Source organism: Bradyrhizobium sp. UFLA01-814 (genome assembly GCF_046718885.1).
In the GTDB taxonomy this organism is placed as follows: Bacteria; Pseudomonadota; Alphaproteobacteria; order Rhizobiales; family Xanthobacteraceae; genus Bradyrhizobium; species Bradyrhizobium elkanii.
Map to the genome: position 1 here is coordinate 1 of NZ_JAQOSR010000149.1, position 23,711 is coordinate 23,711.

Annotated in this window: 21 protein-coding genes, 1 tRNA gene and 1 pseudogene; 9 read left to right on the top strand and 14 right to left on the bottom strand. The window is 62.6% G+C overall.

What is annotated here, in order from left to right; genetic code table 11:
• Positions 1–594 precede the first annotated feature (594 nt).
• On the top strand, positions 595–1,047 hold the full coding sequence (locus tag PMN64_RS33185; RefSeq protein WP_411783734.1) for a hypothetical protein: 453 nt from the start codon (positions 595–597) through the stop codon (positions 1,045–1,047).
• A gap of 637 nt (positions 1,048–1,684) precedes the next feature.
• Positions 1,685–4,345, top strand: a complete 2,661-nt coding sequence (locus tag PMN64_RS33190) for an excinuclease ABC subunit A (protein ID WP_411783735.1) — start codon at positions 1,685–1,687, stop codon at positions 4,343–4,345.
• Positions 4,346–5,079: 734 nt separating this feature from the next.
• On the opposite strand, the pseudogene PMN64_RS33195 reads toward PMN64_RS33190, so the two are convergent.
• A pseudogene (locus tag PMN64_RS33195) lies at positions 5,080–5,354 on the bottom strand (transposase); the annotation flags it as partial.
• 104 nt (positions 5,355–5,458) lie between these two features.
• Here PMN64_RS33195 and PMN64_RS33200 point away from each other — a divergent pair.
• The 6 genes from PMN64_RS33200 to PMN64_RS33225 all read left to right on the top strand — a co-directional run bounded on the left by PMN64_RS33200 (position 5,459) and on the right by PMN64_RS33225 (position 13,421).
• Positions 5,459–6,598 carry a TRAP transporter substrate-binding protein gene (locus tag PMN64_RS33200; RefSeq protein ID WP_304497422.1) on the top strand — a complete coding sequence of 380 codons (1,140 nt, stop codon included), beginning with the start codon at positions 5,459–5,461 and terminating at the stop codon, positions 6,596–6,598.
• Positions 6,599–6,688: 90 nt separating this feature from the next.
• Positions 6,689–7,357 (top strand): TRAP transporter small permease subunit, encoded by a 669-nt coding sequence (locus tag PMN64_RS33205; RefSeq protein WP_035630999.1) that lies wholly within the window; start codon positions 6,689–6,691, stop codon positions 7,355–7,357.
• Positions 7,354–9,102, top strand: coding sequence for a TRAP transporter large permease (locus PMN64_RS33210; protein ID WP_411783736.1), 1,749 nt, complete (start codon positions 7,354–7,356; stop codon positions 9,100–9,102). Before PMN64_RS33205 ends, PMN64_RS33210 begins: the two co-directional genes overlap by 4 nt.
• A gap of 444 nt (positions 9,103–9,546) precedes the next feature.
• Positions 9,547–10,503 (top strand): DUF1837 domain-containing protein, encoded by a 957-nt coding sequence (locus PMN64_RS33215; RefSeq protein ID WP_411783737.1) that lies wholly within the window; start codon positions 9,547–9,549, stop codon positions 10,501–10,503.
• Complete coding sequence (locus PMN64_RS33220; protein WP_411783738.1) at positions 10,500–13,109, top strand: DEAD/DEAH box helicase; 2,610 nt, start codon at positions 10,500–10,502, stop codon at positions 13,107–13,109. Before PMN64_RS33215 ends, PMN64_RS33220 begins: the two co-directional genes overlap by 4 nt.
• A gap of 18 nt (positions 13,110–13,127) precedes the next feature.
• Positions 13,128–13,421, top strand: a complete 294-nt coding sequence (locus tag PMN64_RS33225; protein ID WP_411783739.1) for a DCL family protein — start codon at positions 13,128–13,130, stop codon at positions 13,419–13,421.
• Positions 13,422–13,550: 129 nt separating this feature from the next.
• Here PMN64_RS33225 and PMN64_RS33230 read toward each other — a convergent pair.
• The 9 genes from PMN64_RS33230 to PMN64_RS33270 form a co-directional block, all read right to left on the bottom strand.
• A tRNA-Phe gene (locus PMN64_RS33230) sits at positions 13,551–13,626 on the bottom strand.
• 139 nt (positions 13,627–13,765) lie between these two features.
• A complete protein-coding gene (gene yacG, locus PMN64_RS33235) occupies positions 13,766–13,960 on the bottom strand; it encodes a DNA gyrase inhibitor YacG (protein WP_069280262.1) in 195 nt (64 codons plus the stop codon).
• Positions 13,961–14,401: 441 nt separating this feature from the next.
• The gene (locus tag PMN64_RS33240) at positions 14,402–15,031 is read right to left on the bottom strand and encodes a Maf-like protein (protein WP_018269043.1); all 630 of its coding nucleotides are present in this window, start codon (positions 15,029–15,031) and stop codon (positions 14,402–14,404) included.
• Positions 15,032–15,230: 199 nt separating this feature from the next.
• A complete protein-coding gene (locus PMN64_RS33245) occupies positions 15,231–15,695 on the bottom strand; it encodes a low molecular weight phosphatase family protein (RefSeq protein ID WP_304497425.1) in 465 nt (154 codons plus the stop codon).
• Positions 15,696–15,809: 114 nt separating this feature from the next.
• On the bottom strand, positions 15,810–16,316 hold the full coding sequence (locus PMN64_RS33250; protein WP_016841326.1) for a UPF0262 family protein: 507 nt from the start codon (positions 16,314–16,316) through the stop codon (positions 15,810–15,812).
• Complete coding sequence (gene hisD / locus PMN64_RS33255) at positions 16,313–17,608, bottom strand: histidinol dehydrogenase (RefSeq protein WP_411783740.1); 1,296 nt, start codon at positions 17,606–17,608, stop codon at positions 16,313–16,315. The genes PMN64_RS33250 and hisD overlap by 4 nt, the downstream gene beginning before the upstream one ends.
• Positions 17,609–17,745: 137 nt before the next feature.
• Positions 17,746–18,174, bottom strand: a complete 429-nt coding sequence (locus tag PMN64_RS33260; RefSeq protein WP_028333715.1) for a DUF2948 family protein — start codon at positions 18,172–18,174, stop codon at positions 17,746–17,748.
• 83 nt (positions 18,175–18,257) lie between these two features.
• On the bottom strand, positions 18,258–18,917 hold the full coding sequence (locus PMN64_RS33265; protein WP_411783741.1) for an epimerase: 660 nt from the start codon (positions 18,915–18,917) through the stop codon (positions 18,258–18,260).
• A 29-nt stretch (positions 18,918–18,946) separates the two neighbouring features.
• Positions 18,947–19,885 (bottom strand): SDR family oxidoreductase, encoded by a 939-nt coding sequence (locus PMN64_RS33270; protein WP_411783742.1) that lies wholly within the window; start codon positions 19,883–19,885, stop codon positions 18,947–18,949.
• Positions 19,886–20,054: 169 nt separating this feature from the next.
• Between PMN64_RS33270 and PMN64_RS33275 the strand changes: the two genes are divergently transcribed.
• Positions 20,055–20,660 (top strand): TetR family transcriptional regulator, encoded by a 606-nt coding sequence (locus tag PMN64_RS33275; protein ID WP_411783743.1) that lies wholly within the window; start codon positions 20,055–20,057, stop codon positions 20,658–20,660.
• 345 nt (positions 20,661–21,005) lie between these two features.
• Here the strand turns inward: PMN64_RS33275 and PMN64_RS33280 are convergent, their stop codons facing one another.
• The 4 genes from PMN64_RS33280 to PMN64_RS33295 form a co-directional block, all read right to left on the bottom strand.
• Positions 21,006–21,830, bottom strand: a complete 825-nt coding sequence (locus PMN64_RS33280; protein ID WP_411783744.1) for an alpha/beta fold hydrolase — start codon at positions 21,828–21,830, stop codon at positions 21,006–21,008.
• A gap of 126 nt (positions 21,831–21,956) precedes the next feature.
• Positions 21,957–22,457 (bottom strand): hypothetical protein, encoded by a 501-nt coding sequence (locus PMN64_RS33285; RefSeq protein ID WP_411783745.1) that lies wholly within the window; start codon positions 22,455–22,457, stop codon positions 21,957–21,959.
• A gap of 180 nt (positions 22,458–22,637) precedes the next feature.
• Complete coding sequence (locus tag PMN64_RS33290; protein ID WP_411783746.1) at positions 22,638–22,946, bottom strand: UBP-type zinc finger domain-containing protein; 309 nt, start codon at positions 22,944–22,946, stop codon at positions 22,638–22,640.
• 109 nt (positions 22,947–23,055) lie between these two features.
• The coding region (locus PMN64_RS33295; RefSeq protein ID WP_411783747.1) for an NAD(P)/FAD-dependent oxidoreductase at positions 23,056–23,711 on the bottom strand (656 nt) is incomplete at its 5' end.

Here is a 23,711-nt window from a genome sequence, read left to right on the forward strand (position 1 = left end):
CGTATGTCCAGCAGAGTGTGAGGGTCTGTTAGGCATCTCCGCGTCCGCGATGCCGGGCTAATCACATCTCCGCCGAGTTCGAGATCGCGGACCGCCTGATCAACTTGGGCCCGGATTGCGCGAACGAGTTCGGCAACGAGGTCTGTGGCGGCGTCGCTCCGCAATGGGCCGCTCTGCGTCGAAGTCCGCGCGATCCTGATCACCGAAACCGATCAGGATCGTCATCGCGCTCGCCCATAGCGCTTTTCTACCAATTGATACAAAGGCCGGACTTTCCCGTATTTGCGAAGACTTCCCCGTATATGCGAAGGCGTCATCATCGAACGCAGCTTTGCGCCTTCGCCGACGGGGAGCGGCATTTTGATTCCTGTCGTGTCGCTCGGCCCATCTTCAGTCGGCACTACGCCGCGCCTGTGCAGCTTCGCTGAAGTCATCCTTCAATCGTCCATCAGTCACGTCGATTTGATGCGTCGTGCGAGGCGCGCAGGAACCTCTTCCTGAGGTTGCATTTGGTTGGATGCGAGAAAAACCGGGAACGTTCCGGTGTGGCTTTAGCGAGCCCTGTCGCAAGCAAACCAATCTAGGGAGCAACGCATGATGAACCTGAGAATCATTGGCGCGGCCGTGATAGTGGCGTCCGCAGTTTCGAGCCCCGCGTCGGCGCAAGCGGTCTTCTCCAACCCGGCCGCCTGTTCATCTCAGTTCGCCAACGCCAACTGCCTCAATAGAGGAGCCGGAAGCCCGTACGACAGCAGGCGAGGCTATTATCAGCGGCGAACCGCCTATCGCGAACCGGTGGGACCGGTGGGGGCCGCCGCCGGCGTGGCGGGCGCTGCCGTCGGAACAGCCGCGGCGATCGCGACCGCTCCCTTCAGCGGCTGGCGCAATTCCTACGCCGCATACAACACCTACGATCGACCCGCCGCATATGGCGACTACTACGCGTGGAACGGCGACTGGAACAGCTACGCCTCGCACAATGGGATCGTCTGCAGGCCCGGTACCACTTTCAAGGGGTCCGACGGACTCCAGCATCTCTGCCAATAGGCTTGTCTGCTCTCAGCCAGGCGGCCTGCAAGGGCCGCCTGGCTCATCTCCTGTCGGTCGCGGCGACATCGGCGGCGCGGCCGAAGGTCGCGTTCGCGCGCGAGTTGTCAGCGCATCGATTGCCGATTACGGAAGCATCAAGGGGATGGTGCCCAGGGGCGGGATCGAACCATCCGACTTCGCCCTCCGGGCTACGCCGGGACGAGCGCCTGCGTGGAGCGATTGCAGATTACGGTAGCGTCAAGGGGATGGTGCGCCACCCAGAATAAAACAATGAACTCTTATATCATTGAAATTACACTATAATTTACGGCTCATCCTCTCGAAATTCAGAACCACTCTGCAGCTGCGGCAGGTTACGGGCGCTCGGAAGCCCCCTGCCTAAATGGCGCGTCGGCGGTGAAGGCATTCCGGAGGGCGGTGAAACGCGGTTCATCGGCTGGATCTCCGACAACGCGGAGCGACAGTTAATCGCAATAATCGTCGCGTCTGGCAGTATTTCGCGTATCGCTCCCTGTTACAGTGCCTCCAGTTTCTTTTTTGATCGCCTCAAGTCTCTTATCGGCCGTTATCTTTCGAATGAGCACGAAAAGACGAGCGACCACCCAAACGGGATGCCGCCCCGGAAAGGCGTGACATGAACGGAGATCCGGACCCGGTATTGACCGCCGCTCGGGACAAACTTGCAGAGCGATCCGATTGTGTGAGGGTACGAGGCGCGCGCGAAAACAATCTGAAGAATGTCGACGTCGACATTCCACGCGACGCATTCGTGGTGTTTACGGGCATATCCGGATCCGGCAAGTCATCGCTCGCATTCGGCACTCTCTATGCCGAGGCGCAGCGCCGCTACCTGGAATCGGTCGCCCCCTATGCACGCCGGTTGATCGACCAGGCCGGCGTTCCGGACGTGACCTCGATCGACGGATTGCCGCCGGCAGTTGCCTTGCAGCAGCAGCGGAGTTCGCCGAATGCGCGCTCGTCGGTCGGCAGCGTGACGACACTGTCGAGCCTGGTGCGGATGCTCTATTCCCGCGCCGGCGAGTATCCGCGGAATCAGCCGATGCTCTATGCCGAGGATTTCTCGCCGAACACCGTCGAAGGGGCCTGCCCCACCTGCCATGGACTCGGCCGGATCTACGACGCGACCGAGAAAACGATGGTGCCGGACAGCTCGCTGACGATTCGCGAGCGCGCAATCGCCGCCTGGCCGCCCGCATGGCACGGACAGAATCTTCGCGATATTCTGGTGTCGCTTGGCTACGACGTGGACACGCCCTGGCGCCATCTGCCGAAAAAGGACCGCGACTGGATTCTGTTCACGGACGAGCAACCGACCGTGCCGGTGTATGCAGGCCTTACGCCGCAGCAAACGCGCGTCGCGATCAAGCGCGGCTTTGAACCGAGCTATCAGGGCACGTTCACGGGTGCCCGGCGCTATGTGCTGGATACGTTCGCCAACACAAAAAGCCCCTTGATGAAAAAGCGTGTCACGCAGTTCATCATCGGCCAGGAATGCCCGACCTGCCACGGCAAGCGGCTGACGCGCGCGGCACTGTCGGTGAAATTCAAAGGGCTCGATATTTCCGAATTCGGGAAGCTGTCGTTCTTGAAACTGGCGGAATTGCTGACGCCCGTTGCGCGCGGCGAGCAGACGGGCGCGCAAGAATACTCGCACGCCGGCGTCCTCGACAAGAAGGCGCGTAGTGCTGCGATCGAGCGCCGGGTCGCCGCAGGCGGATCGGCGCACAAGAGTGCGCCAGACATCCGCCGCACCCCGAATCTTTCCGAAGAAAAGCGTATCGCCGCCCAACGCCTGGCTTCGGAATTGCTCGAGCGCCTTGCGCCGCTCACCGATCTCGGGCTCGGCTATCTGTCGCTGGACCGGAGCACGCCAACGCTGTCGTCGGGCGAGCTGCAGCGCCTGCGACTTGCGACCCAGCTATCTTCGCACCTGTTCGGTGTCGTCTATGTGCTGGACGAGCCCTCGGCCGGGCTGCATCCGGCGGATGGCGAGGCATTGCTCGCCATCCTTCAACGCCTCAAGGCCGCGGGCAACTCGCTGTTCGTCGTCGAGCACGATCTCGATCTCATAGGCCGTGCCGAGTGGCTGGTGGACGTGGGCCCGGGAGCCGGTGAGAAGGGCGGCCGCGTCATCTATAGCGGGAAGCCTGCGGGGCTGGCAGACGTCGAGGCCTCGATCACCCGCCGCTATCTGTTCGGCAAACCGGCTGCGGTCGAGCGCACGCCCCGACCACCCAAGGGCTGGCTGCGGCTGGAAGGTGTGACGCGCAACAACCTGCATGGTCTCGATGTCGCATTTCCGGTCGCCTGCTTTACGGCGGTCACCGGCGTTTCGGGCTCTGGCAAATCCAGTCTCGTGAGCCAGGCGCTCCCTGAACTGGTGAGCGAACGACTCGGGCGGCCGCTCGCCGCGTCGGACGAGGACGAGCTTGATCCTCTGCTTGCGGTGACGCAGGCGGCCGCCGAAGGGCGCATTGTTGGCGGCATGGACCACATCCGCCGCCTTGTCCAGGTGGACCAGAAGCCGATCGGGCGCACGCCGCGCTCGAATTTGGCGACTTATAGCGGCCTGTTCGATCATGTACGCAAGCTTTTCGCCGCCACGCCCATGGCGCGAAAGCGCCACTACAGCGCAGGTCGATTCTCGTTCAACGTCGCGCAAGGGCGCTGTCCGACCTGTGAGGGCGAAGGTTTTGTGATGGTCGAGTTGCTGTTTCTGCCCAGCGTCTATGCGCCCTGCTCGACCTGCAACGGCAGCCGCTACAATCCGCAGACGCTCGAGATCGAATGGCATGGCCGCAACATCGCGCAAGTGCTTCAGATGACCGTCGACGAGGCCTGCCAGTTCTTCGCCGACGAAGCGCAGGTGTTGCGGCCGCTCACCGTGTTGCGCGAGATCGGGCTTGGCTACCTGCGGCTGGGCCAGCCGGCGACGGAACTCTCTGGCGGCGAAGCGCAACGGATCAAGTTGGCGACCGAACTCCAGCGTGCGCAGCACGGCAGTACACTCTATGTGCTCGATGAACCGACTGCCGGCCTCCATCCCGCCGACGTTGACCGCCTGATGCGTCAACTGCAGGGACTTGTCGACGCCGGCAACACCGTCGTCGTCGTCGAGCATGACATGCGGGTCATCGCGCAGGTGGACTGGGTCATCGATCTCGGCCCCGGGGCCGGCGAAGACGGCGGTCGCGTTATCGCCGGCGGCGTTCCGCGTGAAGTTGCCGACGCAAAAGGCAGCTTGACCGCACCCTATCTGAAAGTAGCTCTGTAGCGGATTTGGAGCCGTCGTCGAAGACGTTGTACGATGCATGCCGGCTCGATTTGCCACCAGGGGCAATCATGAAAGGATTTGAATGTGTTTGGCCTTGTGGGTTGGATCGCTACGATCATCGGGGCAATAAATCGTGCTGCCTCAGCTCTTTCGCGGGCGTGAAGACAAATTGGAATCCGTCGGCTGTCGAGTGACTGCACACGACGTACCTGTACATGCCCCTCATTGAAGCATGCGCTAGAAAATCTGCGACCGCTCGATTGCAAAAGAGGAATCGACCCGCCACCCCTTTCGTGAGTAGGCGGCCCGGCGGAAAATCCGCCCTACTCAAAATCCTACTCACACAGAGGTGTCACATTGCGCCAATACCGCTACATCTCGTGCAGGGAGCGGAATCGAGCCACCGACAGGTTGGGCGTAGGAATTCTGGCGCCCCGGGGCGGAATCGAACCATCCGGCTTCGCCCTTCGGGCTACGCCGGGACGAGCGTCTGCGTGGAGGGATGGCTGGCTACGATCGCATCGGGGGAATGGTGCGCCATTCGGAATAAAAATTTGAACTCATATGTTATTGAAGTAACTATATAATTTAAGGCGTCAGCGCATGAACCGCGTGCTGGGATCTCTGCAACAGCAGTCCACTCGCGAGAGGCCGGATACATTCATGCAGCTGAAATCGTCACCCACGACGTCACGACAGCATGCATGGACGGGGTGGACCACACATGCCGTCCAGACCATGGCGTCGGCCAGCAACCGCTTCAGCCGTGTTCTCGTCCTCCAGCGTCTTCAGCCGCTTGGCCTCCGACACCTCCATCCCGCCGAACTTCGCTCTTCATGTGTAGATGCTGGCGTCGCTGACGCCATGCTTGCGGCAGATCGGCGGCCGAAACGTCGGCCTCATGCTCTTTCAAAATTCCGATGATCTGCTCTTCCGAAAGGCGGCTACGCTTCCGTGGTCGGTTCTCGTGTGGCGCGTCATCACCGCAGTCCGCGTCGTAGCGTCGCATCATTCCGAACATTCTTGCCAAACCACTGCGCAAGACTTTGACTTGTTCCAATAAAAAAGGGCCGATCCGCAAAGGACCGCTATTTCAAAGGGGAGGAGGCAGCCATGACCAAATCAAACAAGGGCAGCACTTCGAGCCGCCGCGGCTTTCTCAAGGTCGCTGCTGCGGGGGCCGCCGCGACGGTAGCCGCGCCGAGCGTCGTCAGCGCCCAGGGGCCGATCAGCATGCGCTGGCAAAGTACCTGGCCGTCAAAGGACATTTTCCACGAATACGCCCTCGACTACGCCAAGAAGGTCAACGACATGACCGGCGGCGAGCTCAAGATCGAAGTGCTGCCGGCAGGCGCTGTCGTGCCCGCCTTCGGGCTGCTCGATGCCGTCTCCAAGGGCGTGCTCGACGGCGGCCATGGCGTGCTGGTCTATCACTACGGCAAGCAGACGGCGCTGGCGCTCTGGGGCTCGGGACCGGGCTTTGCGATGGACGCCAACATGCTGCTGGCCTGGCACCGCTATGGCGGCGGCAAGGAGTTGCTCGCAAAACTTTATGAATCGATCGGCGCCAATGTCGTCTCGTTCCCCTACGGTCCGATGCCGACCCAGCCGTTCGGCTGGTTCAAGAAGCCGATCACCAAGCCCGACGACGTCAAGGGGCTGAAGTTTCGCACCGTCGGAATCTCCATCGACGTGTACTCAGGGATGGGCGCAGCCGTGAACGCTCTGCCCGGCGGCGAAATCGTGGCCGCCATGGACCGCGGCCTCTTGGACGCGGCGGAATTCAACAACGCCACCTCGGACCGCGTGCTCGGCTTCCCCGACGTCTCCAAGGTCTGCATGCTGCAGAGCTATCACCAGAACGCCGAGCAGTTCGAGATCACGTTCAACAAGGACAAGTACAACGCGCTGCCGGAGAAGATGAAGGCGATCATCGCCAACGCGGTGGACGCGGCTTCGGCCGATATGTCGTGGAAGGCGATCGACCGCTACTCCAAGGACTACGTCGAGTTGCAGACCAAGGACAACGTCAAGTTCTACAAGACGCCCGACGCCATCCTGAAGCAGCAGCTCGAGATCTATGATGGCGTGGTGAAGAAGAAGGCGGCGGAAAATCCCCTGTTCAAGGAGATCGTGCAGTCGCAGATCGAGTTCGCCAAGCGCGCGACGCAGTGGGAGCAGGACACGGTGGTGAGCCGCCGCATGGCCTACGATCACTATTTCGGGCCAAACGCCGCGGCCAAGAAACTCTGATGGCGAGATAAAGCCGGCAAGGCGCCGTCCGCCCCCCGACGGGGGGCCCTGTGCTATGTTGGGATCGTTTCTTATGCCGAACCGTATCACATGAGCGTACAGCGTTTGCTGCACACGATCGACGGCATCTCCACCTGGGTCGGCAAGGCGACCGCCTGGCTGATGATCGTCCTGATGAGCGTCGTCTGCATCGAGGTGTTCAAGCGTTATGCCGTGAACATGCCGACGGCATGGATCTTCGACGCCGAGAACATGCTGTATGGGTCGCTGTTCATGTTGTGCGGCGCCTATACGCTGGCGCAGAACGCCCATGTCCGCGGCGACTTCCTGTACTCCTCGATGCGCCCGCGCACGCAGGCCGCGCTCGACCTCGTTCTCTACTTCGTCTTCTTCATCCCGGGCATCGCCGCGCTGATCTATGCCGGCTACTTCTACGCCGCGGACTCCTGGCACATCAACGAGCATTCCAACGTCACGGCGGACGGCCCGCCGGTATACCACTTCAAGACCGTCATCCCGATCGCGGGCGCGCTGATCATGCTGCAGGGCATCGGCGAGATCATCCGCTGCATCGTGTGCCTGAAGACCGGCGAATGGCCGAGCCGGCTTGCCGACGTCGCCGAGACCGACGTCATCGGGGAGCAGCTCGCGCACTCTGAATTCGTGGACGAGGAATCGCGCAAGCTCGCCATCGAGGGCGCGGCGCGCATCGATGAAATGGCGCGGCAGCGCGGCATGGGCGGGGACCTGAACACATGAGCGATCCGGCGCTCGGCCTGTTGATGCTGACGCTCATCGTCGTCGTCATCATGATGGGCTTTGCCACGGCGTTTACGCTGATGGGCCTTGGCATGTTCTTCGGCTTCATCGCCTTCTACGACCCGTCGCAGAACTGGACGCACAACAAGGTTTTCGAGCTGATGGTCCAGCGCACCTACGGCGCGATGACCAACGACGTGCTGATCTCCATCCCGTTGTTCGTGCTGATGGGCTATGTGATGGAGCGCGGCGCCCTCGTCGACAAGATGTTCTATTCGATCCAGCTCGCCTTCCGCCGCCTGCCCGCCTCGCTCGCGGTTGCGACCCTGATCGTGTGCACGTTCTGGGGCATCGCCTCCGGGCTCGTCGGCGCGGTGGTGGTGCTGATGGGCGTGATCGCCTTCAACCCGATGCTGCGCGCCGGTTATGACGTGAAGCTCGCCTCCGGGGTCATCACCGCGGGCGGCACGCTCGGCATCCTGATCCCGCCTTCGGTGATGATCATCGTCTATGCCGCGGTCGCCGGCCAGTCCGTGGTCAAGCTCTATGCGGCGGCGATGCTTCCCGGCTTCTTCCTGGCGTTCCTCTACCTCGTCTATGTCGTGGGCTGGGCGATGATCAACCCGAAGATCGCCCCGCCGCTGCCGGAGGAACAGACCCGCGTCAACGTGCCCGAATGGATCAGAAATTTCGCGACGCTGTATTCGCCGAACCTGTTCGTAGGCCTGTTCAAGGCACTGCTCTCGCCCGCAAAGGCGAAGACGCTCCGGATCGACGGCAAGCCGATGGGCTATGGCGCGATCGTGCAGCACTTCCTCATTTCGCTGGTGCCGTTCCTGATGACCGCTGCCGCGCTTGGCACGGTCTGGTGGTACGTCGTGATCCACCAGCAGCCCGGCGCCGCGAGCGGAGCCGTCGAAGGCCTGCAGCAGCTCGGCAGCCCGGTCGAGCCGAAGGAGCTGTCGGCCGCCGAAAAGGGACCGGACACCCAGTTCTACATCTGGTTCGCGATATCAGCCGCCGTGCTGGCTGCGTGGACGGCGCGCTCTTACTTGCGCATGGACGGCGAACGTTTCGAAGTGTTGAAGCTCTTGACGTCGTCGGTGATGCCGCTCGGCATCCTCACCGTCGTGGTACTGGGGGTGATCCTGTTCGGCATCACGACCGCGACCGAGTCCGCCGGCGTCGGCGCCGCTGGCGCCTTCATCCTCGCTTTCCACGCCCGCACGCTCGACTGGAAGCGCACGAAGGAAGCGGTGTTCCTGACCGCAAAGACGACCGCGATGGTGTGCTGGCTGTTCGTCGGCTCGGCGCTGTTCTCGGCGGTGTTCGCCATTCTCGGCGGTCAGGCGCTGCTGGAAAGCTGGGTGCTTTCGCTCGACATGACGCCCGTGCAGTTCATGATCTTGTCGCAGGTGATCATCTTCGTGCTGGGCTGGCCGCTCGAATGGACCGAGATTATCATCATCTTTGTGCCGATCTTCCTGCCGATGCTGAAGCACTTCAACATCGATCCGATCCTTTGGGGCACGCTGGTGTTCGTGAACTTGCAGGCCGCGTTCCTGTCTCCGCCTGTCGCGATGTCGGCGTTCTATCTCAAGGGCGTCGCCCCGAAGCACGTTACGCTGAACCAGATCTTCGCCGGCATGATGCCCTACATGCTGATCGTGATCCTGTGCATGGTGATCATGTATCTCTGGCCGGGCATGACGCTGTGGCTGCCGAACTATCTGTACGCGGGTTGAGGCGCAGCGGGGAGCACCGGGCGCTTGTCAAACGGAAATGGTGCGCCATTCAGAATAAAGCTGCGAACTCTTATATTATTGAAATATCTATATAATTCTCAGCCCGTGGGTGGAGGGCTTCCCAGCGTCTCGGAATGCATCACCCGGCTAGTTTGTCTGAATTTCCTTCTCAATGATGAGCCCACCTGGCCGCCAACCAAAATTCAGAGGTGAGCTCAATTGGAAGGCGGCGCGACTGGCCCCGGGCTAAGCCCCTCCAATTCCGTGCGTTTTTAGTGCACTCGTATAAATTGCCCCTTCACGGCCAAACCAACCAATGCGATATCGGACAAGGAGGAGTCTTGCCGGAAGCCTGATAGGGACGACAGCGTCCTGTGCCGTCTAGCCTCACTTGAGCTTTGGAACAGCGACCATCGGCGCTGGACGAGAATGGAACGAGGAAGGGTGGCATTTCTGTCAAGCATCACCGCAGCCGATCTGACAGCTGCGCTCACCGGCGATCCCGAGGCTTTAGATGTTCATCTGTCGCTCGTTGAACGAGACGTCGTCATCGACGGATGCCAAGTCAAAATTCACTGTCACTGCCTCACTGTCGACGGTAACGGGCGCGTACAGCCGCGTCGTCTCGCCGAATTCATGCGCAATGCTGTGGCTGATTACGCGATTCCGCGATCCCAGCTTGCCAAGGCAAAGGAGCGCGAGACCAAATTCAACAGCACCGAGGCCGTCACGGCGCTCGTCGAACAGGCGCGCCGCTCGTTCACGGATCTAGCTAAAACCGGCGAAGGCGGTGAGATGCTGCTCTTCCTGCTGGCGGAGCGGTTTCTCAAACTACCGCAGGTCCTGTGCAAGATGGACCTGAAAACTGACTCGCGGATGCACTATCACGGCGCCGACGGCGTTTATGCCGGCGTCACGCACGAAGGCATGCTCAAGCTCTACTGGGGCGAGTCTAAAATATACAAGGACGCTGCCACTGCCATCAAAGACTGTCTTGCCTCAGTGGCGCCTTTTCTGATCGAGCCTGAGCACGAGGATGCCGGACGGGAGCGCGACCTCATTCTCTTGAGCGACAAAGCTGATTTGAGCGATCCAGCGTTGACCGAGGCGCTCAAGCGTTACTTCGATAAGACATCGCCAATGTCGAAGCGCGTTAAATATTGCGCCGTCGCCCTCGTCGGCTTTGACGCAGCTTTCTATCCTAGCGGCCAAGTTCAAGCTGTTGCGGACAAAATCGCAGAAGCTGCGCGGAACGAACTCAAGAAATGGTGCGCAACGATCGGAACGCGATTGAAGAAGGAGAAACTCGAGCAGGTTGAAGTCGAGCTCTTCTGCCTTCCGTTGCCGTCTGCTGAAGACTTCCGGGCCGCGTTTCTGAAAGCGATGGGGCAGACCGCATGAGCCTGAATGATTTGCAAGGCTGGCTTGTCGGTGAAGGTCTACGCGAGGACCTCGATCGACTGACCCGACACACCGTCGTGGCCGAACTGGACAATCTTGTACCGCCTGCCGAAGACGAGGCGACCTCGTTCGACTGGCCGCGGCTTCTGCTTGCGGGAACCATTCTCGCGCGGTCGGATCAGCGGACATATCAAGACGCGGCGCTCCGTATCGCCACTGCTGCCATCACGCTCTCCGACAATGAAGCGATAAAAGACTCAGGCGCGGTTCTCTTGAACAAGCTGTCGAATTTTCGCGCGGTCGCACTCGCGACCGAACGCGGTTTGCTCACCGCCGATATTGAGGGACGGCTCGGTATGGCGCTACGTATCGAGGCACAGCGCCGCCAAATGGATCAGTCGATCCTTGTCCAATCCAATGGGCGATGGATTCAGGTCAACGACTTCCAACAGCGATTCTGGAGCCAAGCCGACAATTACCAGTGGCTTTCCGCGTCTGCTCCGACAGCATCCGGTAAGACGTTTTTGGTCTTGCAATGGCTGATCGACCAGATCCGATCGAGTGATCTGCGGGTCGCTGTCTATTTGGCGCCGACGAGGGCGCTCGTTGCCGAAATTGAAGCAAATCTGGTCTCATTGCTCGGAACCGGCAGCGGCATAGAAGTCTCTTCTCTTCCAGTCCGTGAAAAACACGACAAGGCCCACGCAGGCGGTCCACGCGCTATCCTGGTGCTGACGCAGGAGCGAATGCACCTTCTGGCCAACGCCATTGGCGGCACCTTCAAGATCGATCTGCTCGTCGTCGATGAGGCACATAAGATCGGAGACAACCAACGCGGCGTCATCCTTCAGGATGCCATAGAGCGCGCCAGCCGCTCCAATCCCGTGCTCAAACTTGTGTTTATCAGTCCCGCCACGCAAAATCCGCAAGAGCTCCTCGCGGATGCTCCGGACGGGGCGCACACCGCGTCGTTTGAGAGCGACGTACCAACCGTTCTGCAAAACGTGATTGTGGCCGAGCAGGTGCCGCGTAGGCCCAAACTATGGAAATTGTCGGCACGCCAACACGCCTCCTTGCTTCCGCTGGGCGTGGTGCAACTGGGCAGCAGCCCGGGCTCGCTCAAGAAAAAGCTGGCGTTCATCGCCGCTGCAGCCGGAGAGCGCGGCGGAACACTCGTCTACGCCAACGGCGCCGCCGATTCCGAAGACATCGCCGATCTCATCAGTCAGTTGATACCGGAAGTACCACCTGCCCCTGAATTGCTTGAGCTTGCGGATTTGGCGCGCAAGGGCATTCACCCCCGCTACAGGCTCGCGCCGCTCGTCGAGCGGGGCGTTGCCTTTCATTATGGCAACATGCCGTCGCTCATCCGCTCGGAGGTCGAGCGGCTGTTCCGGTCTGGAAAGATTCGGTTTCTGGTTTGCACCTCGACGCTCATCGAAGGTGTCAATCTGTCGTGCCGAACCATTGTACTGCGCGGGCCAAGAAAGGGCATCGGTCATCCGATGGAGGCGCACGATTTCTGGAATCTTGCCGGCCGCGCCGGTCGATGGGGTGATGAATTCCAGGGGAACATCATCTGCATCGATCCTCACAACACACAGGCCTGGCCTGATGGTGTCCCCGAACGTGCTCGCTTCGCGATCAAGCGCGAAAGCGACGCGGTGATCGAGCAAGGAGATAGCCTTGCGGATTATCTGGACCGCCGGGCAACGACTGATTTGGCCGATTTTGAGGATCCCAATCAATTCGAGCAGGTCGCCTCATATTTGCTCGCTACATTTTTACGGCAGGGATCAATCGCACAATCCAGCCTCGCCAAGCGCCACAATCCCGCGACCATCGAGCGGCTTGAGGCGAGCCTTGCAAATATCGCTACGCAGATTGCGATAGGCCCAGATATCGCGGCCCGACATCCTGGTGTCAGCGCCCTGGGCATGCAGCGTCTGTTGGACGCATTCCGCAACTACAAAGGTGATGTCGAGAATCTTTTGCCGGCCGCCGTCGACAGCCAGGACAGCTACGATCGCTTCGTGACGATTATGCGCCGGATCAACCAATATCTGTTTCCGGCGTTCACGCCAGACAAGATCATTCCGCTTCACGCACTGATCGTCGTGCAATGGCTAAAGGGATTCTCTCTGTCTCGAATGATCGCGCGGAACATCGACTACCATCGTAGGACCGGTCGGTCATTTAAGCTGCCTGTCCTGATACGAAGTACGATGGAGATGGTCGAACAAATCGCCCGGTTTCGGGCGCCGAAGTATTTATCGGCCTATGTCGACGTTCTCAATATGCACCTAGTTGCAATAGGACGAGAGGACCTGATCGATGGTGATGTCGATATAGGAACGCAGCTCGAGTTCGGCGTTTCTTCGCGGACCTTACTCTCGCTGATCGAGCTCGGATTATCGCGCGTGAGCGCTGTCACACTGTACGAAAAGATCGCGCGAGATGACCTCAGTAAGGAAGATTGCATCGCTTGGGTGAGGGAGCGCGACACGCAGTTTGAGGGCATGGACATGCCGGCCATCATCCTTCGCGAGATTCGCGCCAAACTGCTGCCTGACGGTAGCGCAGGTGCCGCCACGTCGACGTCCTAATAGGGTTGGGAGACTCTGATGGTCAAAAAGCCGATTACAATTGGCCCTCATCACTTCAGTAAGAAAGGAGATGCCGCTGCGTTTTTGAAGGCAATGCTTCATAAATATGATGTTGGGGACAAAGTCAGCACGGGAGATGCCGAGGTACTACTTGCCGCACTGGCGCTCCACCCAGATGCCACTGCGAAAATCGGGCCAGGCATCACTCATTTCAGCGTCAGGAGCGCCGATTTCGGCTCAAAATGTTTCTGGGTCAATCGTGTCGATGGAAGCACCGAAAAGTTTTCATACAAAGCCTGTATCCGCGGTTAAACGATCGAATAGAGATCCTCCATTGGAGTCGATCCACGACCTGCCCGGTACTTTACTGTGCGTCTCATCCAACCGAAAACTTGGATGCTCACCGCGTGGTTCGCGGTTCTGCTCTGATTGGTAGGAAAATGGTGCCCAGGGGCGGGATCGAACCACCGACACTGCGATTTTCAGTCGCATGCTCTACCAACTGAGCTACCTGGGCATACCCGCGGGGCCGAAAGGCCGGAGCGAGCGGGCGGTTTATAGAGAGGTCGGGGCGTCGTGTCCACCCGCCTTCGCCAAAGGCTTCGGCGCGGCGAGCCCGCCCGGCACTCTTTCCCCAACTTGTTGGGAAATCATGGCTATTCCGGGTCCTCCGCGTCGTCCTCGCGGCCTGGGACGACATAGCGGCCGGTCAGCCAGCGGTTGAGGTCGACGTCGCGGCAGCGCGCCGAACAGAACGGGCGGAAGGCCTGCTCGACGGGCTTGCCGCAGATCGGGCAGGCGCGCGGGGTGGCAGAGGGTGTGGCCTTGGGTGTTCGGGCTTGGTCGGTCATGGCTGGGACGGAGTTTACATCATCTGCCGCATGTTCCGCTGCGCTCCCTCTTACGGGTAGGGCAATCGCATATGCGTCTTCGCCGGCCGCGCAGGTGCTTGGCCTCGTGGCTCGAGACGGCGACCTCGCCCGCAAGCGCAGGGCGATAGCCTCGGAGCGAGGGGCATTTCCGCGATTTCTGGATAATGGAAGAATGCCGCTGATTTGCCCGACGAGTCAAGTTGCCGTGTCGAACGCCGGGCCGCCGGCCACTTTGCATGGGGTTGTTTTCAATATTTTGGCAGCGCGCCCCTGCGACAAGCTATCGCGTCCGGCTATCGGCCTCGTTCCATAGCCCGGCCATGACGATGTGGAGCAGTTGGGGTGGAGGGTCTCACCGCGAGTCGTTCAGGAGGAAAGAGCCCACCCGTATCGCATCTTCGATGCACGAAAGTGGATACCTCACACCGCGACGGAGTTGAGCCAGCCGTGGCGGATCGGAAAACCCTCGCCGCCGAGCAAGGTCACGGTCTCGTAGAGCGGCAGGCCGACCACATTGGTGTAGGAGCCGACCATCTTGACCACGAACGATCCGGCAATGCCCTGCACCGCGTAGCCGCCGGCTTTGCCGCGCCATTCGCCGGAGCCGATATAGGCCTGGATGTCGTCCTCGCTGAGCCGCTTGAAGCGCACGCGCGTTTCGACCAGGCGCTGGCGGAATGCCTCGCGCGGCGTCACCACGCAGATCGCGGTGTAGACGCGGTGATTGCGGCCCGACAGCAGCCGCAGGCACTGCGCGGCCTCGTCGACCAGATTGGCCTTGGGCAGGATGCGGCGGCCGACCGCGACCACGGTGTCGGCGGCAATGATGAAGGAGCCGCGCAGGTCGTCGTCAAGATGCACCGATTTCAGCGCCGCGTCGGCCTTGGCGCGCGCCAGGCGGTTGGCGCAGGCGCGCGGCAACTCGCCCCGCCGCGGGGTCTCGTCGACATCGGCCGGGCGCAGCGCATCGGGCTCGATGCCGGCCTGGTTGAGCAGGGCCAGCCGCCGCGGCGAACCGGAAGCAAGAACGAATTTGGGACGGCCTAGCATGCGGGCTTTTGGGCTGAATCGGGGGGACGGACGCGGGCGGAACCTATCGGATGGGGCATGGATGCACAACCTTGGAACCGGCCGCGAATCGCGCCCCCGCTTGGAGACAAGGCCCCCATAAGCACAGCTGTTTGTCAGTCTGGCGACAAGCGGCGGTTCTGCGAATCGGAACACGCTGGTCCCCTCGCCACACCGAGCCTCACAGGTTTGCCGCGCCGGCCTTGGCAAAGCGGCGGCGGATGCGCAGCAACAGGCCGTCGCAGACCTCGCGATAGGCGGCCAGCTTCTGCTCGCGCGAGCCCTCGGTGCCGGTCGGATCGACGGTGGGCCAGTATTCGACATCGGCCGCGAGCGTGCGGGTGAGGTCGAGCGCCTTGTGATGGGCTTCGGGAGCCAACGTGATGATGAGATCGAAGTTCAGCCCCTCCCAGTCCTCGAGCTCCTCGAAGGTTTGCGGCTTGTGGCTGGAAATGTCCTGGCCGAGCTCGGCCATGACGGCGACCGCGAACGGATCGAGCTCACCCTTCCTCACCCCGGCCGAGCGCACATAGAGGCCTTGCGGAAACATCTGCTGCAGCAGGCTTTCGGCCATCGGCGACCGCACGCTGTTCAGGCCGCATGCGAACAGCACGGCCTGGGGGTTGCGCGCGCGCGGCGCTTCCATGCGATCAGGCTTTTTTCGATCGGGGCACGCCCCCGTCAATCACCGCTTCACCGATCATGCGCCTCTTCTTCTGGCGCATAATCTGATCCGAAAACCGGTATCCACTTTTCGGGATCATGCGCCTTCACCCTTCCAGTGCAGCACAGTGATCAGCGTGAACAGCCGCCGCGCGGTCTCGAAATCGACACGCACCTTGCCCTTGAGCCGCTCCTGCAGCGTGCGCGAGCCCTCGTCATGGATGCCGCGACGGCCCATGTCGATCGCCTCGATCTTGTCCGGTGTCGCGGTCCGGATCGCCTGATAGTAGCTGTCGCAGATCATGAAGTAGTCCTTCACGACGCGGCGGAACGGGGTCAGCGACAACAGATGCGCGACCACCGGCGCGCCGTCCTCCTTGCGGATGTCGAACATCAGCCGGTTGCCGGTGATCGCGATATGCAGGGTGTAGGGCCCCGGCCCGGCGGCACCCTCGGGCGCGAACAGGTTCTGCTCGATCAAATCGTAGATCGCGATCGCGCGCTCATGCTCGATATCGGGCCCGGAACGGCCGATCGATTCCTCGTCGAGCGTCACCGCGACGATGCGATTGTTGGAATCCTCGTCGTCTGGTGGCTTGTTCATGAGAGGTTGAGGCGCAATCCGACGGAACGTGAATGGGCATCGAGACCCTCGGCCTGGCCGAGCGTCATCGCGGCGGGCGCGAGCGCACGCAACTGATCCGGCCCGCACCGCAGGATCGAGGTTCGCTTCATGAAGTCAAGCACCCCGAGGCCCGACGAGAACCGCGCCGAGCGCGCGGTCGGCAGCACATGGTTGGAGCCGCCGACATAATCGCCGATCGCCTCCGGGGTATGGGCCCCGAGGAAGATCGCCCCGGCGTTACGGACCTTGTTCGACAGGCCCTCGGCGTCCGCGGTCATGATCTCAAGATGCTCGGCCGCGATCGCATTGGCGAGCTCGACGGCGTCGTCGAGTTTTGCCACCTTGATCACGGCACCGAAATCGTTCCACGAGGTGCGGGCGATCTCGGCGCGCGGCAAGGTCGCCAGCTGCGCCTCGATCGCACGCTCGACGTCGGCGGCGAGCCGTGCACTGTCGGTGATCAGGATCGACTGCGCGCTGACGTCATGCTCGGCCTGCGCCAGGAGATCGGCCGCGATCCAGTCGGCATTGCCGGTGTCGTCGGCGATGACAAGCACCTCGGAGGGACCGGCGATCATGTCGATGCCGACCTTGCCGAATACCAGCCGTTTTGCCGCGGCGACATAGGCGTTGCCGGGGCCGACGATCTTGGCGACCGGCGCGATCGTCGCGGTGCCGTAGGCCAGCGCCGCCACCGCCTGGGCGCCACCGACGCGGTAGATTTCCGAGACGCCGCCGAGATGGGCGGCAGCGAGCACCAGCGGGTTGAGCTTGCCGTCCGGCGCCGGCACCACCATCACCACGCGCGGCACGCCGGCGACCTTGGCCGGCACCGCATTCATCAATACCGAGGACGGATAGGCCGCGGTACCGCCGGGCACATAGAGCCCGACCGCATCGACCGCGCTCCAGCGCCAGCCGAGCTCGACGCCGGCGACATCGGTGAAGCGCTCGTCCTTCGGCAACTGGCGGCGGTGGAAGGTCTCGATCCGGTCGCGCGCGAACCTCAGGGCGTCGACGGTCTTGGGGTCGCAGGCCGCAACCGCGGCGTCGATCTCGGCTGCCGTAATGCGCAGGCCGGCCGCGTCGATATCGAGCCGGTCGAATTTTTTGGTCGCCTCGAGCAGCGCCGCATCGCCGCGGGCCGCCACGTCGTCGACGATCGCACGGGTGGCGCGCTCGACGTCGGCCGACACCTCGCGCTTGGCCGCCAGGAAATCGCGGAATCGCTGCTCGAAATCGGCGCTCTGTCGGTCCAGGCGAACGGGCATGACGGCTTTCTTAGGAGGAATTCGGGTCCCTGCTCAATGGCGCGGCGGATAATGGCCGTCAACCCTTGGGGGGAGCTGAAATTGCTGTCGTCCCGGCCTGGGGCGCAATTGCGCACCAGGCCGGGACGACGGCATAACTACCCCGGCGCCACGCCGAGATCGTCGGTGCCGAGATCGGTCAATTCGCACTCCAGGCACTCGACATCCAGCCGCAGCGCCCCGCCATGGCCGAACATCAGGAGCGCGCTGCCGCCCGGCGGGTCGGAGGCATAGAACTCGATCCCGAGCAGTTCCAGGGTGGCTTCCGGGGCCTCCAGGTCGATATTGCGCGACTTGCATGCCAGCACCCGGTCGAACCTGAGCGCGGCGATCAGCCGGCGCGAGCAGGTGCCGCCCGACAGCGTCTGCTCCCAGTCCAGCCGGTTCAGGCCGACCACGAGCCGCTTCTCGTCCTGGCGCCAGACGATGTCGGAGGGCTGGACGCGGGCGTCCTGCACATGGGCCGAGATGACCGCGAGGTCATCGGCGTCGAGGGCGATCAGTTTCAGCGGCGCGGGTGGGGACATGACGGTGGTTATAACGCCTCGCGGCCCGGGAGGTACCAAGAGACCTGGCGAAATCGCCGCTCGAGGGAACCGGCCACCGCGCTTCAGAGGCGATTGATGTCCTCGCTCTCCAGCACCGGCCTGGGGTAGCCGTCGCGGGCGACCTTCAGCATGGCGCGGCCGAGCTGTTCCGATGTCGTCATGTAGCTCGGGGCGACCCGCACCAGAAAGGAAAGCAGCGGCGAGGTCGCGACATAGATCGCCTGCACCCAGCCGGTCTTGGAGCGGACGCCATACAGCGGCTGGATCCCGGCGGGCCGGAACATGTAGGCGGCCTTGAACGGCAGCTTGAGCAAATCGTTCTCGGTCTTGCCCTTCACGCGCGCCCACATCAACGGGCCGCGCTCGGTGGAATCGGTGCTGCGCCCCGTGACATAGCTGAACACCATGCCGGGATTGAGCCGCGCCAGCACCGTCGCCGCGGCCAGCGTGATGTCGTAGGTGAGATGGCGGTAGCGTGCCTCGTCCATGCCGATCGAGGAGACGCCGAGGCAGAAGAAGCAGGCGTCGTAGCCGGCAAGCTGCGGTTCGATGGCGCTGTAATCGACAAAATCGTCGTGGATCAACTCGACAAGCTTGGCATCGCGCTGCCCGGTCGGACTGCGCCCAACCGCGAGCACGCGCTCGACACCGGGATCGAGCTGGCATTCGCGCAGCACGCCCTGCCCGACCATGCCGGTCGCGCCGAACAAGATGACCTTCATCTCGATTGCCCCGCTGCCGCCCGATCCGTTCAGGCGGCGGTTGCGACCTGATCAAACGATACACCGGTCAGCGCCGCCGAGATATCCCATAGCCGCTGCGCTACCGCGGTGTCCCTGGCGTGCGGCATGATGCGCGCCGGCGCAGGTGGGCCCTTCAACTCGTAAAACCCGTTGGGGCCGTAATAGCCGCCCGGCTGGGCCGCGGCTGAGGTCGCCGCGAACAGCGTCGGCAATGCGCCCGCCGCCGCGGAGTGGCTCATGATCGGCTGCAAATATCGACCGAACCGCCACGACAGGCTGTCGGTGCCGGGACCGTTCGGGATCAGCTCGGTGCGCGCGTAGCCGGGATGCGCGGCATTGCTCATCAGTCCCCAGCCGTTGATCGCACTGCGACGCTGCAATTCGAGTGCGAACATCAGCATCGCAAGCTTCGACTGGCAGTAGGCGCGCCACGGCGCGTAAGAACGGCGGGCCTGCAGATCGTCGAAATTGATGACGCCGGAGCGATGCGCAAGGCTGGAAAGATTGACGACGCGGGTCTGGTGGCCGCGGCGGAGCTGCGGCAACAGCAGCGCGGTCAATGCATAGTGGCCGAGATAGTTGGTGCCGAACTGCATCTCGAACTCGTCAGCGGTGACCTGCCGCTTCGGCAGCGACATCACCGCGGCATTGTTGATCAGGAGATCGAGCGCGTTATGCGTGGCGGCGAAGCGCCCGGCGAAATCGGCAACCGATGCGAGGTCCGCGAGGTCGAGCGTTTCATAGGTCACCGCGGCATCGGGAAGCTGCGCGCGGATCCGCGCCAGCGCGTCCTGCCCCTTGGCGCCGTTGCGGCCGGTGAGCACGACATTGGCGCCTGCGCGCGCCAGTTCCAGCGCGGTCTCGTAGCCGAGTCCGCCGGTAGCGCCCGTGATCACGGCGATCCTGCCGCCCTGCCGCGGAATGTCTGCAGTGCTCCAGCCGGTCATGCTTATATCTCCTTGCGACACGATTCGGGTTTCTCGTCGGGTTCTTGCGGGTCCAGCCGCATCCGACGAAATGTGCACTAAGTGCATTTTTGCAAGGGGTGAAAAATTGCAACGTCCGGCGCCCGCGCGCAAACCGGCCAGGAAATCGGCCAAGAAACCGGTCAAGTCGATGCAATCCAAAGCGAATCGCCCGCCGCCGGCGGCGGGCCTGCGTGCACGCAAGCGGCAGGAGACCCGGGAGCGGCTGACCAAGGCGGCGATGATGCTGTTTCTCGAGCGCGGCTTCGAGGCGACCACGCTCGACGACATCGTCGCCGCCGCCGACGTCTCGCGCCGCACTTTCTTTCACTATTTCGCCTCGAAGGAAGACGTGGTGCTGGCCTGGCAGGAGGACGGTACCGCGGCACTGATCGCAGCCGTTGCGGCGCGCCCGGCCACTGAATCCATGCTGCAGGCCGCCGAGAACGCCATCGCCGACATGGTCAAGCAGATCGACCCGCGCGAGGCGGTCGCGCTAGCGCGGCTGAAGCGCGACAATCCAGCGCTGCAAGCGCGCGATCAGGCCAAATATGAAAGGCTTGAGCGTGAGCTCGCCAACGCGTTGCTCAAGCGCGCCAACCACAAGATCGACCGGATGAAAGCCCGGCTGGTCGCGATGATCACGACCGGCGCGATGCGCGTCGGCAGCGAGCTCTGGGCCGACGATGGCGCCCGCGAGAAGCCGGACCTGGTCGCCAAGCGCCTGTTCGCAGCGATCCGCGCGATTTTCGAGTGAGCGAGCCGATCACGGCGCTTCCGAGACATAGTCCTCGTGAGGCGAGCACATGCTTCGGATTCCTCCCCCTTGTGGCAGGGCTATCGCATATGGCCGTTTGAGGCGATCGGAGTTCCCACAAACTCGTCATGCCCGGGCTTGTCCCGGGCATCCACGTCTTCGTTTCCACGCGAAGAGAAGACGTGGATGGCCGGGACAAGCCCGGCCATGACGGCGCGGAAGAATCGGTTCATTCCATATGCGATTGCCCTGCCCCTTGTGGGGAGAGGAGTAAGCCACCGGGCGAGGTGGATTGAGGCTGCGCAATGTTGAGACGCGCGGCGCAGAGCACAGCCTCTCTCACCTTCAGCCCTTGATGAACGCCAGCAGGTCGGCGTTGATCGTCTCGGCCTCCGTCGTCGGCATGCCGTGCGGAAAACCCTTGTAGGTCTTCAGCGTGCCGTTTTTCAGAAGCTTGGCCGAGAGCGGGGCGGAGTCGGCGTAGGGCACGATCTGGTCGTCGTCGCCATGCATCACCAGCACCGGCACGTTGATCTTCTTCAGATCCTCGGTGAAGTCGGTCTGCGAGAACGCGACGATACCGTCGTAATGCGCCTTGGCGCCGCCCATCATGCCCTGCCGCCACCAGTTCTGGATCACGGCTTCCGACGGTTTTGCGCCGGGCCGGTTGTAGCCGTAGAACGGCCCGGCCGGCAGGTCGCGGTAGAATTGCGAGCGATTGGCGGCGAGTTGGGCCTGCAAGCCGTCGAACACCGACTTCGGCAGGCCGCCGGGATTGTTCGCCGTCTGCACCATCAACGGCGGCACCGCGCTCAGGATCGCCGCCTTCGCCACCCGGCTCTCGCCGTGGCGGGCGATGTAGTGCACCACCTCGCCGCCGCCGGTGGAATGGCCGACATGGACGGCGTCCTTCAGGTCGAGATGCGCGGTGACGGAAGCGAGGTCGTCGGCGTAGTGATCCATGTCATGACCGTCGGCGACCTGGGCGGAGCGGCCGTGGCCGCGGCGGTCGTGGGCGACGACGCGAAAGCCGTGCCCCACGAAGAACAGCATCTGCGCGTCCCAGTCGTCCGACGACAGCGGCCAGCCATGGCTGAACACGATCGGCTGCCCCGAGCCCCAATCCTTGTAGAAGATCTCGACGCCGTCTTTGGTGGTGATGGTGGGCATTTGATTGCTCCTCTTCTGCCAAATATATCGGTTCTCGGCGCGTCAGGCATGAGCGCCCGACGCCGCACGATCGTGCATCGTGTTTTATGCCGCGTGTCGCCGCGAAATGATGTCGCGCGCGTCAGATCAGGCGAACGTGACCGGCCTGAACCGACGCCAGGCGCCGATGATCACCACGGCGAAGAACACCAGCACGATGCCCTGCACCGCCGCAAACACCGGCCCGGACGGCGGGTTCGGCGGCACCGCCGGCGCCAGCGCCTGCAACGCCGGCACCTTGAGGAAGCTCTGAATGACCAGCACGAAGACGTTGAGATAGAGCGAGACCATCGCAGTCACGATATAGATCGGACGCCAGGCGCCCTTGAGCTGCATCGCATAGAGCGCAATGCAGGCGATCGCGAGCAGCACCAGCGAAAGCCCGCCGATGATATGCGACGGCAGCAGCTTCTCGGTCACCAAAGGCGGGATCACGAAGCCGGTGGCGCTGGTCAGGATCGTGAGCACGAGGAAGATCGCGGTCAGCCTAGGCATCGCGCGCGAGCCGAGCAGCCCGAACATCACGAGCACACCGGCGACGATTGCAATCAGGCTGATAATGACGTGCACAAGCACCAATGTCGTCATGTGGCGCACTCCCCGCTGAGACCCGCATGCGAGGTTACGATGCGTGACGGAAAATTGCTACATGCTTCGATGGCAGGACGGCCGACATCTCATCAAATTTTTTGACGGCGCCGGCGATTGCTGAAAATTTTCGCACGTATGTCACACGATGCGGCATCGTGCGCCCTGTGCGAAGCGGAATCAATCATAGCGCGGGATCGGTCCGTTATGCGGCGTCTTGCGCTTCGACAGGTCGAACAGCACCTCGTCGACATAGCACCAGCCCCAGCCTTCCGGCGGATCGTAGCCCTCGATCACGGGATGGCCGGTGGCGTGGAAATGCGCCGTCGCATGCCGGTTCGGCGAATCGTCGCAGCAGCCGACATGGCCGCAGGTCCGGCAAATGCGCAAATGCAGCCAGCGGCTGCCGCTCTTCAGGCATTCCTCGCAGCCGAGCGCGCTCGGCGTGACGTCCTGGATGCCGACGATATGGGTGCAGCCTTTTGTCATTCGCGACCTCTTACCTTGTGCGCCTCTTCAACCCGTCATCCCCGCGCAAAGGCGAAGCCTTTGCGCGGGGATGACGGGGAAACGTTTGCGTTTGCCGCATCAATCGTACTTACAGCGTCGGACTGCCCGCGTCAGCGAGATAGCCGTGCAGGGCGGCGACGACCTGCGCGCCCTCGCCGATCGCGCCGCCGACGCGCTTGACCGATCCAGAGCGGACGTCGCCGACCGCGAACACGCCGGGCACCGTGGTCTCGAGCAGCGGCACGGCGCGCGCGCCTTCGCCGCTCTGCACGCCGGTCATCACGAAGCCGCCGCGGTCGACCTGCACCCCGCAGCCCTCGAGCCAGCCGGTCGCCGGATCGGCGCCGACAAACAAAAAGAGATTGCGGATATCCATGGTGAACTCGTCGGGCGCGAGCCGGCTGCGCCAGCGCACCCGCTGCAGCGTCTCGGTGCCGTCGAGCCCGATCACCTCGGTATTGAACATCAATTCGATGTTCGGCGTCGCCTCGATGCGTTCGATCAAATAGCGCGACATGCTGGCCCCGAGCCCGCCGCCGCGGATCATCATATTGACCCTGCGTGCATGCGCCGACAGGTACACCGCCGCCTGCCCCGCGGAGTTGCCGCCGCCGACCAGCACGACATCCTGGTTGGCGCAGAGCCGCGCCTCGATCGGCGAGGCCCAGTACCAGACGCCGCGGCCTTCAAAGGCATCGAGATTGTCGATCTCGGGCCGGCGATAGCGCGCCCCGCTGGCGACCA